The sequence below is a fragment of the Pseudomonas mosselii genome (genome assembly GCF_003205295.1).
GTDB lineage: Bacteria > Pseudomonadota > Gammaproteobacteria > Pseudomonadales > Pseudomonadaceae > Aquipseudomonas > Aquipseudomonas mosselii_B.
In genome coordinates, this window is sequence record NZ_QJRP01000036.1 from 1 (window position 1) to 19046 (window position 19046).

Genomic DNA, 19046 nt, shown 5'->3' on the forward strand with positions numbered 1-19046 from the left:
GGCAGCCCGTAGGAACCGTATTGCTGAATCCTGATCGAGAACAACAGTACGATAAACAAGCAGCATGAATTAAAGGTCAGACGCGACAACCACCTTGAAAAACGCCGAGCAAGAGCAAGAGCAAGAAGCGCGAAGTTAGTTGTTTGACAATTAGTTATGTATTGGCTGTTCCGGCCCTTTCGCGGGGCAAGTCCGCTCCTACAGAGATCTATATAACGACGACTATCGCGTGGGAGCGGGCTTGCCCCGCGATGCGATCTAGAGATTAATTAAGTTCAAACTAGCGACAGCTGCGCCAGTTCAGGCGCCGCCCGTAACTTCGCGACTTCAGGAGGCCGAACGCAGGTCTTGCGCAGGGAGGTGACGGGCATGGATGCCCGTCAAGCGCTGGGGCCCAGGATGGGCCCTGCAGCGCGGTCCTCCCGGGAGCAAGGCCGGAGTGAGGGAACCCCGGAGCGAAGCGCAGGGGCCGTATGAATGGAGCGCAGCGGCTTTGGTTACTTTGGCCAAGACCAAAGTAACCCGCCGTAAGGGCGGAAAGGTGAATAAGCGTCGACATCATAAATGAATGCGCATACAACTTTCAAAACTACCCAACAACAACAACAACAACAACAACAACAACAACAACAACAACAACAACACGCGCTCCCACACAGGCAGAAGCACCAGACTCACAATAAAGAACGGATAGGACCTAAAGCCCTACCCACCCCAAGTCACTCATCAATCTCAAGCCTTGCCAGCCAACCTCCCCACCAGCCCATCGACAAACGCCACGGCATTGATAACCCCCTCATGCCCATCAGCGATCACCGTCGAACTGGCCAGCCCGTTGACCGAAGCCTGCGCCAGCAACCCCGCCTCCCCCATGCGCACCCGCTCCAAGCTACGGCTCTCGCTGGCCCACCAGCAATCCACCCGGGCCGCCAGCGGCCGCAGGCGGAACGCCTGGCTCAGTTCGGCGTTACGATCGAGCACGGCGAAACCATCAACGATCTCCCGCTGCAGATGCACATCCTCATGGATGGCCCGCAACCGCTCGGCGCTGACGCCCCCGGCGGCGGCCACCTGCTCGATGACCCATTCGGTCCTGTCGACTTCGGCCGGCAGACGACCGGCCTCGTCGATAAAGCCGACGATGCAGGCTTCACCCACACCCGGAGCGAAGGCCAGCAGGCCACGCAGCAAACTCTCGTCCGCCCGCGCCACCTGCACCACCTCGACGGGCTCGACCTCAAGGCCCGACACGTCCTTCGGCAGCAGCGTATCGACCAGGCCGACGAAGCCCACCTCCTGACCGGCCTGCTCCAGGGCATGAGCCACCTCCAGCGCCAGGGCGCCGCCCAGGGACCAGCCCAGCAGATGGTAAGGGCCGCTGGCCTGGGTACGACGGATCTGCTCGACGTAGTAGCCGACCATCGCCTCCCAGGACTCGTCCACCCAGCCCGGCACGGCATAGCACTTGTTGACCAGGCCATACACCGGACGCTCGTCGGCCAGCCGGCTGGCCAGCGGGTAGTAGGCGTAGGCACCGCCGCCGCCCGGCGGCAGGCAGAACAGCGCCGGACGCTGGCGTTGGCAACCGTTGAGGTTGATCACCGACGATTTCAGGCGATCCTTGCCGCCACCGATGAAGTTCGCCAGTTCCTCGAAGTTCGCCATCAGCATGAACTCATGCAGGCTGATGTTGAGGGCGAAGGTTTCGCGCAGCCGGTTCACCAGCGTGATCACCAATAACGAGTGACCACCGAGTTCGAAGAAGTTGTCGTACAGACCGACCTGCTCGACCTTCAGCACTTCGCTCCAGATAGCGGCCAGCTGCTGTTCCAGCTCCGTACGCGGGGCCACGTAGCCTTGTTGCAGTTGGCTGGCGTCCGGTTTCGGCAGGGCCTTGCGGTCCAGTTTGCCGTTGGCCGTCAGCGGCCATTGCTCCAGCACCAGGAAGTGCGTGGGAACCATATAGTCCGGCAGGTTGGCTTTCAGGTGCTGTTTCAGCGTGTCACGCAGAGTGGCGTGATCGGCGTTGGCGTCCTGGGCGATCAGGTAAGCGGCCAGTTGCTTGCCCCCTGCCCCGTCGATATCCAGCACCAGCACTTCGCGTACCGACGCATGCTCTTGCAGGCGTGCCTCGATTTCGCCCAGTTCGATACGGAAACCGCGGATCTTCACCTGATGGTCGATCCGACCCACGTACTCGATCACGTCTTGGTCGCGATAACGCGCCAGGTCGCCGGTGCGGTACAGGCGCCCGCCTTCGCAGGAGAACGGATCCGGCACGAAGCGCTCGGCGGTCAGCGAGGCACGGTTGTGGTAACCGCGTGCCAGGCCGGCATGGCCGACGTGCAGCTCGCCCGTGCAACCCTTGGCCACCGGGTTGAAGTCGGCATCCAGCACGTACATCGACAGGTCCGGAATCGCGGCTCCGATCGGGCTGCCCGGCTGTTGCGTATCGGCAAAGCGGATCGGCCGGTAGGTCACGTGGACCGTGGTCTCGGTGATGCCGTACATGTTGATCAGGTTGTCGCAGTCCTCGCCGAAGCGCTCGAACCACGGTTGCAACGCGGCCACATCCAGGGCCTCGCCACCGAAGATCACGTAGCGCAGCGACAGGTCGGACGCACTGTCACAGGCCACCCGCATCAGCGGCTTGAAGGCCGACGGGGTCTGGTTCAGCACGGTAACGCCCTGCTCCACCAGCAGCTGGTGGAAGTCTTCCGGCGAACGAGTCACTTCACGCGGCACGATCACCAAGCGACCACCGTGCAGCAACGCGCCGAAGATCTCCCACACGGAGAAGTCGAAGGCGTACGAGTGGAACAGCGTCCACACATCCTGCGGGCCGAAGCCGAACCAGGCGTCGGTGGCCTTGAACAGACGCAGCAGGTTGTGGTGCGGCAGCAGCGTGCCTTTCGGCTTGCCGGTGGAACCTGACGTGTAGATCACATAGGCCAGGTTGTCCGGCTGGGTCACGTGCTCCGGGTTTTCATCGCTGTAACCGTCCAGGTCATCTTCCAGCTTCAGGCTGCGAACCTGTGCCGGCACGGGCAGAGCGGCCAGCAGATAACCTTGCGTCAGCAGCAGTTGAATGCCGCTGTCTTCCATCATGTAGCTCAGGCGATCCTGCGGGTACTCCGGGTCCAGCGGCACATAGGCGCCCCCGGCCTTGAGGATCGCCAGCAGGCCGACGATCATCTCGAACCCGCGCTCCACGGCGATGCCCACCAGCACATCCGGCCCCACGCCCTGCTCGCGCAGCTTGTGGGCCAGACGGTTGGCGCGGCGGTTGAGCTGGTCGTAGCTCAACGCCTGCCCGGCGAAAGTCACGGCAATTGCTTCAGGCGTACGCGATGCCTGCGCCTCGATCAGCTCATGGGCACAAGCCGTGCTCGGATAGCTGGCAATCACCTGCTCGGGGCCGGCACTCAGGGCAATCTCGCCCAAGGCCCGTTGCGGCGCGTCCGCCAGCCCTTCCAGCAGCTCGACGAAGTGCGTCGCCAACTGCCCGACGGCCGCTTCGGCGTAACTGGCGCGATCGAACTTGAAGCTGGCCGACAATCTGTCGCCCACCTGTGCCACCACCGTCAGCGGATAGTTGGTCTGTTCCTGGCTGACCACCTCGCCGAACGCCAGCTCCTGGGGCGCGCCGGCTTGCAACGCCTCGGACACCGGATAGTTCTCGAACACCAGGATATTGTCGAACAGCGCCTCCCCGCTCCAGCCGGCCCAGCGCTGGATCTCGTACAGCGGCGTGTGCTCGTGTTCGCGCAAGGCCAGGTTCAGCGCCTGGACCTGCTGCACCCACTCGTCCACACGCTGCTCGGAGCGCGGGCTGGCGACCACCGGCAAGGTGTTGATGAATAGCCCCAGCTGCTCCTCGACGCCCGGCAAATCGGCCGGGCGACCTGCCACGGTGGCACCGAAGGTCACACTGGCCTGGCCGGTGTAACGCTGCAACAGCAGCAGCCAGGCGGCCTGGACCAGGGTGTTGAGGGTGACCCGCTGCTCCCGGGCGAAATCGCTCAGGCGCTGGGTGCGCCGTGCATCGAGGGTGATCTCGTGCTCGGCCTGCCCGTGCCCCTGGGCGTCGGACCGCAAGGCCTGGGCCAGGCGCGTGGGTTCGTCCAGCCCGGCCAGGCGCTCGCGCCAGAAGGTTTCGCTGGCCTGCTGGTCCTGACGTTGCAGCCACTGGATATAGTCGCGGTAACGGCTGGTCTTGGCCGCCGGCACGACACCGGCGTAACGCTGCAGCACCTCGCCGAACAGGCGCGAGCTGCTCCAGCCATCCAGCAGGATATGGTGGTTGGTCAATACCAGCTGGTAGTGCTGCTCGCCGGTACGGATCACCGCCAGGCGCAGCAGCGGACCGCTGGCCAAGTCGAAGCCGGCGCGCAGGTCGGCCTCGGCCCAGGCCTGCAATGCGGTCGGCAGGTCGGCCTGAGCGCGCCAGTCCAGTTCCACCAGCGGCAGGCGCGCCTCGCGCAGGACAACCTGCAGCGACTGGTCGTAACCGCTGACGAAGCTGCTGCGCAGTACCTCATGGCTGTCCAGGGTGGCCTGCCAGGCCGCGACGAAGCGCGGCACATCCAGGCCCTGAACCTCGACCCGCAGCTGGTTGATGTAGTTGCCCGCCGCCTGTTCGTAGAGGCTGTGGAACAGCATGCCCTGCTGCATCGGCGACAACGGGTAGATGTCCTCGATATTGCCTGCGGCCACCGGCAACGCCGCCAGCTGGCGCTGGTCGAGACTGGCCAGTGGGAAGTCCGACGGCGTCACGCCCGCCACGCCCGGGGTGGTGCAGTGGGCGATGAGCAGGCGCAGTTCCTCGGCGTACTCGTCGGCCAGGCGCTGGATCTGCCCACGTTCGAACACGGCGCTGCTGAAGCTCCAGTCCAGGGCCAGTTCACCGGCGTAGACCTGGCCATCGATGCTGAGCAGGCTGCCCAGCGGCGCCTCCGGGCTCTGCCCCTGCCCCGCGCCTTCCGGCGCCGGGACAAACAGGCCCTGTTCGCTGTCGAAGCTGCCGTCGAACTGCCCCAGGTAGTTGAATACGATGCTGCCCTGGGCCAGGGCGCCGAGGGCCTGGCGGGCCTGCTCGTCACCCAGGTAGCGCAGCACGCCGTAGCCGATGCCCTTGGCCGGCACGGCGCGCAGCTGTTCCTTGACCGCCATGATCGACGCACCCAGGTCGCTCACCGGGGTCAGCTTCAACGGATACAGGCTGCTGAACCAACCGACCGTGCGGGTGATGTCGAGGTCCTCGAACAGGTCTTCACGGCCATGGCCTTCCAGGCGGATCAGCGCATGCGCCTCGCCGGTCCAGCGGCGGATGACCCGGGCCAGCGCTGTCAGCAACAGGTCGTTGACCTGGGTGCGGTAGGCGGCCGGCGCCTCCTGCAACAGTTGCCGGGTCAGCTCGGCGTTGAGCTGGGTGCGCACCGAGATCTCATGCTTGCGTTGCTGGCCACCTTGCGGGTTCACCCCGGGCAGGACGTCGCTGACACCCTGCAACTGCGCCTGCCAGTAGGCCAGCTCGGCCACCAGCGCGGGGCTGCGGGCATGCTCGCGCAGGTGCTCGGACCAGGCCTTGAGCGAGCTGCCCTTGGCCGGCAACACCGGCGCCTTGCCGGCCGCCAGGGCCTGGCAGGCCACCTGCAGGTCTTCGAGCAGGACGCGCCAGGACACGCCATCGACCACCAGGTGATGAATCACCACCAACAGGCGCTGCTGGCCTTCGGGCAGGTCGATCAGCACCACCCGCAGCAGCGGGCCATGCTTCAGGTCCAGGCTGCGCTGGGCCTCGTCGGCCAACTCCGGCAGGCGCGCGGCATCGTCCAGCTGATGCACCCACAGCAACTGCTGCGCATCGACCGGCGCGAACTGCCCCTGCCACTGCCCCTGGTCTTCGCTGAATCGCAGGCGCAGGGCGTCGTGCTGCGCCACCAGCAGCTTGAGCGCCGCCTGCAGCAACGCCACCGTCAACGGCTGGCGTGGGCTCAGCATCACCGCCTGGTTCCAGTGATGACGCTGGGGAATCGCAGTGTCGAAGAAGCGCGCCTGGATCGGCAGCAACGCCAACGAGCCGGTCACCAGCTCGACCACTTCGGCCGCCGGTTTCTGCTCGATCAGCTTGGCCACCGCCGCCAGTTGGCCGATGGTCTGCTTCTCGAACAGCTGCTTGGGGCTCAGCTTGATGCCCTGGCGCTTGGCCCGGGCAATGATCTGCAGGCTGAGGATCGAGTCGCCGCCCAGTTCGAAGAAGTTGTCGGTGCTGCCCACCTGTTCGCGCTTGAGCACTTCGCGCCAGATCGCGGCGAGCTTCTCCTCGATTTCGCCCACAGGCGCGGTATAGCGCTGCCTGGCCACGCCAGGCTTGGGCAGCGCCTTTTTGTCCAGCTTGCCGTTGGCGGTCAGCGGCAGGCGCTCGAGCAGCAGCACCTGCGCCGGCACCAGGTACTCCGGCAGGCGCGCCAGCAAGGCCTGGCGCAATGCCTCGGCCTGCAGCTCGGCGCCCGCCGCCGGCACGGCCCAGGCCACCAGTTGCAAGCGTGACGGATCGCTGTCCAGCGGCAGCGCCAGCACCACGGCCTCGCCGACACCGGGCAGGCCTTGCAGCACCTGGCCGACCTCGCCCGGCTCGACCCGGTAGCCGCGGATCTTCACCTGGTCGTCGCCACGACCCAGGTATTCCAGCACGCCCTGGTCCAGGCGCGCGCGGTCACCGGCGCGGTACAGCCGCTCGCCGTTCTGGCCGAAGGGGTCGGGGACGAAACGCTCGGCGGTCAGCCCCGGCTGGCCGACATAGCCCTGGGCCAGGCCCTGGCCACCCAGGTACAGCTCGCCGGCAACCCGCTCGGGCAACGGGTTGAGGTAGGCATCCAGCACCCGCGCCTGGCCATTGTCCAGCGCCCGGCCCACCGGCACGCTGCGCCAGCCGGGCAGGCGCTCGCCGACTTCGTGGGTGAGGATGCCCACGGTCGTCTCGGTCGGGCCGTAGTGGTTGATGATCCGGCAACCGGGTTTCAGGCGCCGGACCTGCTCGATCAGGGCCCAGGAGCTGGCCTCGCCGCCGAGGATCAGCAGCTGTTCGGGCAACACCCGCTCAGGCTGCGCGGCCTGCAGCAGACCCTGCAGATGGCTGGGCACGATCTTCAGCACATCGACCCGGTGCTCGGCCATGTAGCTGGCAAAACCATCCGGATCGAAGCCCTGGTCGTGGCCCAGCAGATGCAGCAGCCGGCCCGAGGCCAGCGCGCCGAACAGCACGGTGTGGCCCAGGTCCGCGGCCACGGTGGAGACCATCGCCAGGCTGGCGCCGGGCTGCAGGTCGAGGCGCTGCAGCACACCCTGCAGGTAGTTGGCCAACGCGCCGTGGCTGATCACCACGCCCTTGGGCTGCCCGGTGGAACCCGAGGTGTAGATGATGTAGGCCGCTTGCTGCGGCTCGATGTGCACCGCCGGCGGTTGGTCGCTGCAGTCGCCGTGCTGCGCCGCGTCATAGGCCAGCGCCGGGCACACGCCCAGCCCCGCCGCCTGGGCGTCGCCATGGGCATGCACCAGCAGGCGCGCGCCACTGGCCTGCAGCAGTTGCTGCAGGCGTTCGGCGGGCTGGCGGCTGTCCAGCGGCAGGTACACCGCGCCCAGCTTGAGCACGGCCAGCAGGCTGGTCACCCATTCAATGGAGCGCTCCTGGCACAGCGCCACGGTCATGCCCGGGGCGATGCCCTGCGCCTTCAGGTAGTGGGCGAAGCGGTTGGCCTGCTGCTCCAGTTGCGCGTAGCTGACCGTACGCTCACCCGCACGCAGTGCCGGCTGCCCGGCACCGGCCTGCAGGCCCTGGCGCCACAGGGCGAGGAAGTCCGGCTGCGGCCAGCCCTGAGTGCTGGCCTCGACCTGCGCGGCCTGGGCATCGGGGTGTTCGCACAGCGCCGCCTCGGGGTGCTCGACGAGGGTGCGCAGCACCGCCTGGAACGACGCAGCCAGGCGCGCGATGGTCGCGGCCTCGAACAGGTCGGTGCTGTAGTTGAAGTAGCCTTGCAGGCCGTCGGGGGTCTCGGTGAAGTCGTAGGCCAGGTCGAAGCGGGCATCGTTGCCCTCGACCGGGAAACCGCTGACACTCAGCTCGCCCAGCGTTTGCCGGGCCTGGGCGCCGGCCTCGGTGTCGGCCATGTTTTGGTTGATTTTCACCTGGAACAGCGGGTTGTGCCCCAGGTTGCGCTCCGGCGCCAGGGCATCCACCAGATGCTCGAACGGCAGTTCCTGGTGTGACTGCGCGCCGCTGACCACCTGCTTCACCTGCTCCAGCAGGGCCGCGCCACTCTGGCGCTCGTCCACCTGCACCCGCAGCACCTGGGTGTTGATGAAGAAGCCAATCAGGCCTTCGACTTCCTTGCGGTTGCGCCCGGCATTGGGCGCGCCGATGCGGATGTCGGCCTGGCCACTGTAGCGCGCCAGGGTCACGGCCAGGGCCGCGAGGGTCAGCATGAACACGGTCTGGCCCTGGCTGCGCGCCTGGGCCTTGAGCTTGGCCGACAGCGCCGCCGGCACATCGCTGCGCAGGGTCGCGCCGCGGTAGCTGGGGTGCGCCGGACGCTCATGATCCAACGGCAATTCCAGCACCGGGTGCTCGTCGCCCAGCTGCTGCTTCCAGTACTGCAACTGGCGCTCGCCTTCGCCGGCTTCGAGCCAGGCGCGCTGCCAGATCGCATAGTCGGCGTACTGCACCTCGAGCGGCGGCAGGTCGGCGGCGCGGCCCTGGGACAGCGCTTCGTACAGGTGCACGAACTCCTGCACCATCAGCTCGCCCGACCAACCGTCGGAGACGATATGGTGCATGCACACCGTCAGCACATGTTCGGTGGGCGTCAGGCGCAGCAACCGGACCCGCAGCAGCGGCCCTTCGAGCAGGTCGAAGGGCGCATCCAGCGCCTCGCATACCGCGCCGCGCAGGCACTGTTCGAGATCCTCGCCCGGCCCTGCCTGTACCTCGCGCAGTTCCAGGCTCACGCCCGACTGTTCACGGACCTGCTGGTGGAACTCGCCCTCCTCGGAGACGAAGCGCGTGCGCAGGCTTTCGTGACGCCGCACCAGCGCGTTTAGGGCCTCGGCCAGGGCCTGCTGGTTCAGCGAACCGCTCAGACGCACCGCCATCGGCACGTTGTAGAAGCTGCTCTGCGGCTCCAACTGCCAGAGGAACAGCATGCGCTGCTGGGCATAGGACAGCGGGATGCGCGGACTGTCATGACGGGTGACGGCGATCGGCAGCAGGCGAAAGCTCTGCCCGGTCTCGCGCATCTTGTCGAGGATCTGCCGACGCTGCTCCAGGGCAAGGCCCACAAAGCGCTTGGCGATACGTTCTGCTGTGCTCTTGTCCATCTCAGACGCCCGCCATTTCATTCATCATTCTTTCGATATCGGACAAGCCGTCCTCGCTCAACGACAAGCCGGTGGAGGCACAGGCCTGGGCAAAATCATTCAATTGCGGTTTCTCGAATAGCAGGCGCAGCGGGATGTCGATCCCCAGGCCCGAGTTGATCTTGGAAATCAGCTGGGCCGCCAGCAGCGAATGCCCGCCCAGCTCGAAGAAGTCATCGTTCAGGCCCACCCGCTCGACCTCCAGCACTTCGGCCCAGAGCGTGGCCAGCTGTTGCTCCAGCTCGCTGACCGGGGCCTCGTAGGCCGGCTGCGACTGCCGGGTATCGGGGGCCGGCAGCGCCTTGCGGTCGAGCTTGCCGTTGGGCAGCAGAGGCATGCGCTCGAGCAGCACCAGGTACATGGGCACCATGTAGTCCGGCAGGCTGGCGCCCAGGTGCGCCTTCAGTTCGGCGCGCAGGCCGCCTTCCTCCTCGGGCATCGCGTTGGGCACCAGGTAGGCGGCCAGTTGCTTGCCGCCCGGGCCGTCGATATCGACCACCAGCACCTCGCGTACCGCCGGATGCTCGCGCAGGCGCGCCTCGATCTCGCCCAGTTCGATGCGGAAACCACGGATCTTCACCTGGTGGTCGATGCGCCCGGCATACTCGACCAGCCCCTGTTCGCGATAGCGCGCCAGGTCGCCGGTGCGGTACAGGCGGGCACCCGGCGTGGTGGCGAACGGATCGGGGATGAAACGCTCGGCGGTCAGCCCCGGGCGGTTGTGGTAACCGCGAGCCAGCAGCTCGCCACCCACCAGCAGCTCGCCGATAGCGCCTGGCAGGGCCAAGTCGCCGGCGGCATCCACCAGGTGGATCGAGCGCCCGGCCAGGGCCTTGCCGATCGGGATCTGCACCGGCAAGGGCTGCTCGCCGGTGACATAGGCGCTGCAGTCATGGCTCATGACGCTGACGGTGGCCTCGGTCGGCCCGTAGGTGTTGAGCAGGCGCACATGACCGAGCCCGGCCTGTTGCCAGGCCAGCACGCCGTCGGCGGCCATGGCCTCGCCGCCCATGTGCACCTGGCGCAGCACGCCGTAGTCGCGCGGACCCTTGGCCGCGAAGTCCTTGGCCAGCAGGTACCAGTAGGCGGTCGGCAGGTCGGCGAAGGTGATGCCTTGGGTCACCACTTCGCGGTAGAAGGTCTCGCTGTCCCACAGCGTCGGGCCGCGCACCACCACGCTGGCGCCGCAGATCAGCGCCGGGTACAGCTGCTCGACAAAGGCGTCGAAGTTGAAGGTGGAGAACTGCAGTACCCGGTCGGCCGCCGACAGCCCGCAGAAGCCCTTGGCGACGTGGGCGTGCCGGCTCAGGGCCGCAGCGCTGATGCCCACGCCCTTGGGACGGCCGGTGGAGCCGGAAGTGTACATGATGTAGGCCAGGTTGTCGGGGTCGCCCAGCTCGGGCAACGCATGGCTCGGCCAGGCGTCCAGGGCCTCGCTGTCCAGGCACAGGCTGCGCACCTGCGGCGCCACCGCCAAGCCTTGCAACTGCGCGCTGTGGCCGAGCAGCAGGACGATGCCGCTGTCCTCCATCATGTAGGCCAGGCGCTCGTGCGGGTAGTCTGGGTCCAGCGGCACATAGGCGCCGCCGGCCTTGAGCACCGCCAGCAGGCCGACCACCATGTCCAGGCTGCGCGGCAGGGCAATGCCCACGCGCACGTCCGGGCCGATGCCTGCCTCGCGCAGGCGGTGGGCCAACTGGTTGGCGCGCAGGTCCAAAGCCTGGTAGGTGAGCTGCTGCCCTTCGCAGATCAGCGCCGTGGCCTGCGGCGTGCGCGCGGCCTGGTCGGCGATCAGCTGCTGCACGGTGCGCTGGTCGGGGTAGACCGCCTCGTGCCGGCTCCATTGCTCAAGGATAATCTGGCGCTGCGCCGCGTCCAGCAGCGGCAGCTCGACGATGCGCTGGGCCGGCTGGGTACTGACTGCCTGCAACAGGTTGAGCCAGTGCCCGGCCATGCGTTCGATGGTGGCGTGCTCGAACAGGTCGCTGACGTAGGTCAGGGTCGCGCCCAGGCCGTCCTCGCTCTCGAAGGTGTCCAGGGCCAGGTCGAGGTGCGCCGTGGGGTTGTCCCAGGCCAGGCCGGCGATGCTCAGCCCCGGCAACTCGCGAACATTCTCCGCACGGTAGGCCTGGTGGTTGAACATCACCTGGAACAGCGGGTTGTGGCTCAGGCTACGCTCCGGTTGCAGCGCCTCAACCAGTTGTTCGAAAGGCAGATCCTGATGGGCCTGGGCCTGCAGGGCGGTGTGCTTGACCTGTTGCAGCAGCTCGCTGAAGGTGGTCTGCAGGTCGAACTCGGCCTTGAGTACCTGGGTGTTGACGAAGAAGCCGATCAGCCCCTCGGTCTCGGCCCGGGTGCGGTTGGCGATCGGCACGCCGACGCGGATATCGGCCTGGCCGGTCTGGCGATGCAGCAGGCTCTGGAACGAGGCCAGCAGCAGCATGAACAAGGTCACCCCTTGCTCGCGCGCCTGCGCCTTGAGCGCCTGGGCCAGCGCCGCCGGGACCTCGACGGTCAGGCTACGCCCGGCATGGCTCTGCACGGTGGGACGCGGGTGATCGGTGGGCAGTTGCAGCACATAGTGCTCGCCACCCAGCTGCGCCAGCCAGTAGTCCAGCTGGCGGGCCTGTTCGCCGGCTTCCATCCACTGACGCTGCCAGGCGGCGTAGTCGGCGTACTGCACGGCCAGGGCGGGCAGTTCAGGTTGCTGGCCCTGGCTCAAGGCCAGGTAGGCGTCGACCACTTCGTCGACCATGATCGGCATCGACCAGCCATCGGCGACGATATGGTGCAGGGTCAGCACCAGCACGTGATCGTCCTCGGCCAGGCGCAGCAGGCGTACCCGCAGCAGCGGCCCCTGGCTCAGGTCGAACGGGCGCTGCACTTCGCGGGCCACGCGCTCGCGGACCGCCTCGGCGCGGGTGTCGTGGAGCGACTCCATGACCAGGGTGAAGGTGCTCGCCGGGTGAATGCGCTGCAGCGCCTGTCCGCCCTGCTGGTGGAAGGTGGTACGCAGGCTTTCGTGACGGGCCACCAGGGCCTCGAACGCCTGGCGCAGCGCTTCCAGGTTCAGCCGGCCTTTGAGTTGCAGGGCGGCGGGAATGTGGTAGGCGGCGCTGTCCGGCTCCAGCTGCCAGAGGAACCACTGGCGCTGCTGGGCATAGGACAGCGCCAGCGGCTGGCCACGATCCACCGGCAGCAACGCCGGAGCCAGGCTGGCGCTGCCTTGTGCGGCGAGCGCGGCGAAGCCTTGCAGGTCCGGGCACTCGAACAGGCTGCGCAGCGCCAGCTCCAGGCCCAGCCCCTGGCGCACCCGGGCAATTACCTGGGTCGCCAGCAGCGAGTGGCCGCCGAGCTCGAAGAAGTTGTCGTGCAGGCCGACCTGTTCGACCTTGAGCACCTCGGCCCAGATCGCGGCCAGGCGTTGCTCCAGCTCGCTGCGCGGCGCCACGTAGTCGGCCTGCGCCTGGCTGGCGTCGGGCTTGGGCAGGGCCTTGCGGTCGAGCTTGCCGTTCGGCGTCTGCGGCATCGCCTCGAGGAACACCAGGTGCGCGGGCACCATGTACTCCGGCAAGCCGGCCTTCAGGTGGCGCAACAGCTCGACGCGCAGGTCTTCACCTGCCTGCGCGCTCGGCACCAGGTAGGCCGCCAGCTGCTTGCCGCCCGCGCCGTCGATGTCGATCACCAGCGCCTCGCGCACCCCCGGGTGTTCGCGCAGGCGGGCATCGATCTCGCCCAGTTCGATACGGAAGCCGCGGATCTTCACCTGATGGTCGACCCGGCCGACGAACTCGATGACACCATCGGCGCGGTAGCGCGCCAGGTCGCCGGTGCGGTACAGACGCCCACCAGGGCTGGCCCCGAACGGGTCGGGAATGAAGCGCTCGGCGCTCTGGCCCGGGCGGTTGTGGTAACCCCGGGCCAGCAGCTCGCCGCCCACCAGCAGCTCGCCGATAGACCCTGGCAGGGCCAGGTTGCCGGCCGCATCGACCAGGTAGACGCTGCGTCCGGGCAGGGCCTGGCCGATCGGGATCTGCCCAGGCACGGCAGCCTGGCCGGTGACGTAGTCGCTGCAGTCATGGCTGGTGATGCACACCGTGGCCTCGGTCGGGCCGTAGGTGTTGACCAGCCGCACATCGGCCAGCCCCGCGGCGCGCCAGGCCAATACGCCATCGGCGGCCATGGCTTCGCCGCCCATGTGCACGCGGCGCAGCTGGCCGTAGTCCCTGGGCCCGCGGGCGGCGAAGTCCTTGGCCAGCATGTGCCAGTAGGCGGTCGGCAGGTCGCTGAAGGTGACGCCCTGCTCCAGCACCTGACGGTACCAGGTCTCACTGTCCCACAGCGCCTGGCCGCGCAGGACCACGCGGGCGCCGCAGACCAGCGCCGGGTACAGCTGCTCGACGAAGGCATCGAAGTTGAAGGTGGAGAACTGCAGCGCCCGGTCCGCCGCCGTCAGCCCGAAGCGGTCGACGAAGCCCAGCACGTGCCCGCGCAGGGCCGCGGCGCTGATGCCCACGCCCTTGGGGCGGCCGGTGGAGCCGGAGGTGTACATGATGTACGCCAGGTTGTCTGCCTGGGTCAGGTTGGCCAGGTCGTCCTCGGCGCAGCCTTGCAGCCAGTCGTCGCCCAGGTCCAGGCACAGGCTGCGGACCTCTGGCGCAACACTCAGGCGCGCCAGCACGCCCGACTGGGTCAGCAGCAGGCGCAGGCCGCTGTCCTGGATCATGTAGGCCAGGCGGTCGTGGGGGTAGTCGGGGTCCAACGGCACATAGGCGCCGCCGGCCTTGAGCACCGCCAGCACGCTGACCACCATGTCCAGGCCGCGTTCGATGGCGATGCCGACCGACACGTCCGGGCCGACTCCAAGAGCGCGCAGCTTGTGGGCGATGCGGTTGGCGCGGCGGTTCAGCGCCTGGTAGCTCAGCTCCTCGCCCTCGCAGACCAGCGCCACGGCTTGCGGGGCCTGGGCGGCCTGCGCCTCGAACAGCTGGTGCACGCAAGGAGCGTCGCTGAAATCGGCAGGCCGATGTTGCTCAAAGTCCAGCAGCGGCAGGTCGCTGATCGACTGCTGCGGCTGCAGGGCGATGGCGCGCAGCAAGGCCAGCCAGTAGCCGGCCAGGCGTTCCACGGTGGCGCGCTCGAACAGCTCACTGACGTAGGTCAGGCTTGCGCCCAGGCCATCGTCGCTCTCGAAGGTGTCCAGGCTCAGGTCCAGCTGGGCGGTGTGGTTGTCCCAGGCCAGCCCTTCCACGGTCAACCCCGGCAGTTGACGGGCATCGCCTGCGCGGTAGGTCTGGTGGTTGAACATCACCTGGAACAACGGGCTGTGGCTCAGGCTGCGCTCCGGCTGCAGGGCCTCGACCAGTTGCTCGAAGGGCAGGTCCTGGTGGGCCTGGGCCTGCAGGGCGGTGTGCTTGACCTGCTGCAGCAGCTCGCCGAAGGTGGTGCGCAGGTCGAACTCGGCCTTGAGCACCTGGGTGTTGACGAAGAAGCCGATCAGGCCTTCGGTTTCGGCGCGGGTACGGTTGGCAATCGGCACGCCGACGCGGATATCGGTTTGCCCGGACACACGATGCAGCAGGCTCTGGAACGAGGCCAGCAACAGCATGAACAGGGTCACGCCCTGTTCGCGTGCCGTGGCCTTCAGGGCCTCGGCCAGCTCGCGCTCGAGGGTGATGTCCAGGCGCTCGCCGACATGGCTCTGCAACAGCGGACGCGGACGGTCGAGTGGCAGTTCCAGCACTGGCTGCTCGTCGCCCAGCTGTCCGCGCCAGTAGTCCAGCTGGCGGGTCTGCTCGCCAGCGTCCATCCACTGGCGCTGCCAGGCGGCGTAGTCGGCATACTGGAACGCCAGGGTCGGCAGTGGCGCGGCGGCGCCCTGACGGTAGCCGGCATACAGGCGCACCACCTCGTCGACCATGATCGGCATCGACCAGCCGTCGGCGACGATATGGTGCAAGGTCAGCACCAGCACATGGTCGTCTTCGGCCAGGCGCAGCAGGCGGGCACGCAGCAGCGGACCGTTTTCCAGGTGGAACGGCTGGCGGGCTTCCTCGGCCACCCGCGCCTGCAGGGCTTCAGCGCTGACCGCTTCGACGGCCAGTTCGAAGTCGCTGGCCGGATGGATGCGTTGCCAGGCCTGCTCGCCTTCCTGATGGAAGGTGGTGCGCAGGGTTTCGTGACGAGCAACCAGCGCGGCGAAGCTGCTGCGCAGTGCCTCGATGTTCAGCTCGCCCTTCAGGCGCAGGGCTGAAGGGATATTGTAGGCGGCGCTTTCAGGCTCCAACTGCCAGAGGAACCACTGGCGTTGCTGGGCGTAGGACAGCGGCAGCGGCTGGTTGCGGTCCACGACAGTGAACGCCGGCGCCTGGCTGGCCGAGCCTTGACCGGCGGCCTGGGCGAAGGCCTGCAGGTCGGCGGACTCGAACAGGCTGCGCAGCGGGACTTCCAACTCCAGGCGCTGGCGGATCCGCGAGGTCACCTGGGTGGCCAGCAGCGAATGACCGCCGAGCTCGAAGAAGTTGTCGTGCAGGCCGACCTGCTCGACCTTCAGCACTTCGCTCCAGATCGCCGCCAGTTGCTGCTCCAGCTCCGTACGCGGGGCCACGTAGCCTTGTTGCAGCTGGCTGGCGTCCGGTTTCGGCAGGGCCTTGCGGTCCAACTTGCCGTTGGCGGTCAGCGGCCACTGCTCCAGCACCAGGAAGTGCGTGGGGACCATGTAGTCCGGCAGGTTGGCTTTCAGGTGCTGTTTCAGCGTGTCGCGCAGAGTGGCGTGATCGGCGTTGGCGTCCTGGGCGATCAGGTAAGCGGCCAGTTGCTTGCCCCCTGCCCCGTCGATATCCAGCACCAGCACTTCGCGTACCGACGCATGTTCTTGCAGGCGTGCCTCGATTTCACCCAGTTCGATACGGAAACCACGGATCTTCACCTGATGGTCGATCCGGCCTACGTACTCGATCACCTCCTGGCCGCGATAACGCGCCAGGTCGCCGGTGCGGTACAGGCGCCCGCCTTCGCAGGAGAACGGATCCGGCACGAAGCGCTCGGCGGTCAGCGAGGCACGGTTGTGGTAACCACGTGCCAGGCCGGCATGGCCGACGTGCAGCTCGCCCGTGCAACCCTTGGCCACCGGGTTGAAGTCGGCATCCAGCACGTACATCGACAGGTCCGGGATCGCCGCACCGATCGGGCTGCCCGGCTGTTGCGTGTCGGCAAAGCGGATCGGCCGGTAGGTCACATGAACCGTGGTCTCGGTGATGCCGTACATGTTGATCAGGTTGTCGCAATCCTCGCCGAAACGCTCGAACCAGGGTTGCAGTGCCGCCACATCCAAGGCTTCGCCGCCGAAAATCACATAGCGCAGCGACAGGTCGGACGCACTGTCACAGGCCACCCGCATCAGCGGCTTGAACGCCGATGGGGTCTGGTTGAGCACGGTGACACCCTGCTCCACCAGCAACTGGTGGAAGTCTTCCGGCGAACGGGTCACTTCACGCGGCACGATCACCAGGCGACCGCCGTGCAGCAACGCACCAAAGATCTCCCAGACCGAGAAGTCAAAGGCGTAGGAGTGGAACAGCGTCCACACGTCCTGCGGGCCGAAGCCGAACCAGGCATCGGTCGCCTTGAACAGACGCAGCAGGTTCTGGTGCGGCAGCAAAGTACCTTTCGGCTTGCCGGTCGAGCCCGAGGTGTAGATCACATAGGCCAGGTTGTCCGGCTGGCTCAGGTGCGCAGGATTCTCCTCGCTGTAGCCGGCCAGATCGTCTTCCAGCTTCAGGCTGCGAACCTGTGCCGGCACGGGCAGAGCGGCCAGCAGATAACCTTGCGTCAGCAGCAGTTGAATGCCGCTGTCTTTCATCATGTAGCTCAGGCGGTCCTGCGGGTATTCCGGATCCAGCGGCACATAGGCGCCGCCGGCCTTGAGGATCGCCAGCAGGCCGACGATCATCTCGAAGCCGCGCTCCACGGCGATACCCACCAGCACATCCGGCCCCACGCCCTGCTCGCGCAGCTTGTGCGCCAGGCGGTTGGCACGGCGGTTGAGCTGGTCGTAGCTAAGCGACTGCCCGGCGAAGGTCACGGCGACCGCCTCAGGCGTACGCGCCGCCTGCGCCTCGATCAGCTCATGGGCGCACAGCGTGCTTGGGTAGCGCTGCACTTCGGTTTTCCAGTCGCCCTGCTCAGCCGCATCGAGCAACGGCAACTGCGCCACACGCTGCGCGTGGTCCTGGCAGATGCCCTGCAACAGGTTGCGCCAATGCCGGCCGATGCGCTCGACCGTGGCCGGGTCGAACAGCGAGGTGGCGTAGGTCAGTGCCGCAATCAGTCCGCCGTCGTGTTCGGCGGTATTGAGGATCAGGTCGAACTGGGTGGTCTGCCCTTCCCAGCTCAAGCCCTCGACCTGCAGCTCGCCCAGTTGACGGGCCATGCCCGGGCTTTCGGCCTGGTGGTTGAACAGCACCTGGAACAGCGGGTTGTGGCTCATGCTGCGCTCAGGCTGCAGCGCCTCGACCAGTTGCTCGAACGGCAGGTCCTGGTGCGCCTGGGCCTGCAGCGCGGCCTCGCGAACCTGTTGCAACAACGCGGTGAAGGTGGTCTGCGGCACAAACTCGGCCTTGAGCACCTGGGTGTTGACGAAGAAACCGATCAGCCCTTGGGTTTCAGCCCGGGCACGGTTGGCCACCGGCACGCCGACACGGATATCGGCCTGGCCGCTGTAGCGGTGCAGCAGGGTCTGGAACGATGCCAGCAACAGCATGAACAGGGTCACCCCCTGCTGGCGCGCCAAGGCCTTGAGCGCCTGGGCCAGGGAGGCATCGATATCGATGGCCAGGCGCGCGCCGTGGAAGTTCTGCACCGACGGCCGCGGACGGTCGACGGGCAACTCCAGCAGCGGCTGCTCGCCGGCCAGCTGCTGGCGCCAGTAGCCGAGCTGGCGCTCCTGCTCGCCCGCCTCCATCCAGTCGCGCTGCCACAACGCGTAGTCGGCGTACTGGATCGGCAGCTCGGCCAGGGTCACTGGCGAGCCCTGACGCAAGCCTTGGTAAAGACGGATCAGCTCGTCCACCAGGATCGGCGTGGACCAGCCATCGGAGACGATATGGTGCACAGTGAGGATCAGCACATGCTCTTCAGGCCCCAGCACCAGCAGCCTGACCCGCAGCAGCGGGCCCTGTTGCAGGTCGAAGGGTTGCTGCACCTCGGCTTCCACCCGCGCGCGGATGGCCGCGTCCAGATTTGCCGGATCGGCAACCGCGAACGGCTCCACCATCAATGCCAGCGGCATCGGCGGATGGACGATCTGCACCGCACCGTCACCCTCCTGGCGGAAGGTGGTGCGCAGGGTTTCGTGGCGCGCCACCAGGCTGTCGAAGCTGCGCTGCAACGCCTCGATATCCAGCGCGCCCTTGAGCCGCAGCGCCGCCGGGATGTTGTAGGCGGCGCTGTGCGGATCGAGCTGCCAGAGGAACCACTGGCGCTGCTGTGCGTATGAAAGCGCTGCCCCGTCCGCAGAGTCCCTTCTGAAGATCGGGGTGACCCCGTAGAGGTTGACACCCTGGCGCTTGAGCAAGGCTGCCAATGCCTTGCGCTCCCTGGTGGACAGCGACTTTACGGTGTCGAGCAGCTCT

The 19046-nt window shown here is 67.1% G+C and carries 2 protein-coding genes; both read right to left on the reverse strand.

Annotated elements, in window-relative coordinates; all coding sequences use genetic code 11:
- Positions 1 to 732: 732 nt before the first annotated feature.
- Positions 733 to 9375, reverse strand: coding sequence for an amino acid adenylation domain-containing protein (locus DMX06_RS22475; RefSeq protein WP_110739411.1), 8643 nt, complete (start codon positions 9373 to 9375; stop codon positions 733 to 735).
- 1 nt (position 9376) lies between these two features.
- The gene (locus DMX06_RS22480) at positions 9377 to 19042 is read right to left on the reverse strand and encodes an amino acid adenylation domain-containing protein (protein WP_446033104.1); all 9666 of its coding nucleotides are present in this window, start codon (positions 19040 to 19042) and stop codon (positions 9377 to 9379) included.
- Positions 19043 to 19046: the final 4 nt, after the last annotated feature.

Excerpts from the sequence above, each read along its gene's own strand:
- DMX06_RS22475 (WP_110739411.1), bottom strand. The coding sequence starts at position 9,375 with ATGGACAAGAGCACAGCAGAACGTATCGCCAAGCGCTTTGTGGGCCTT.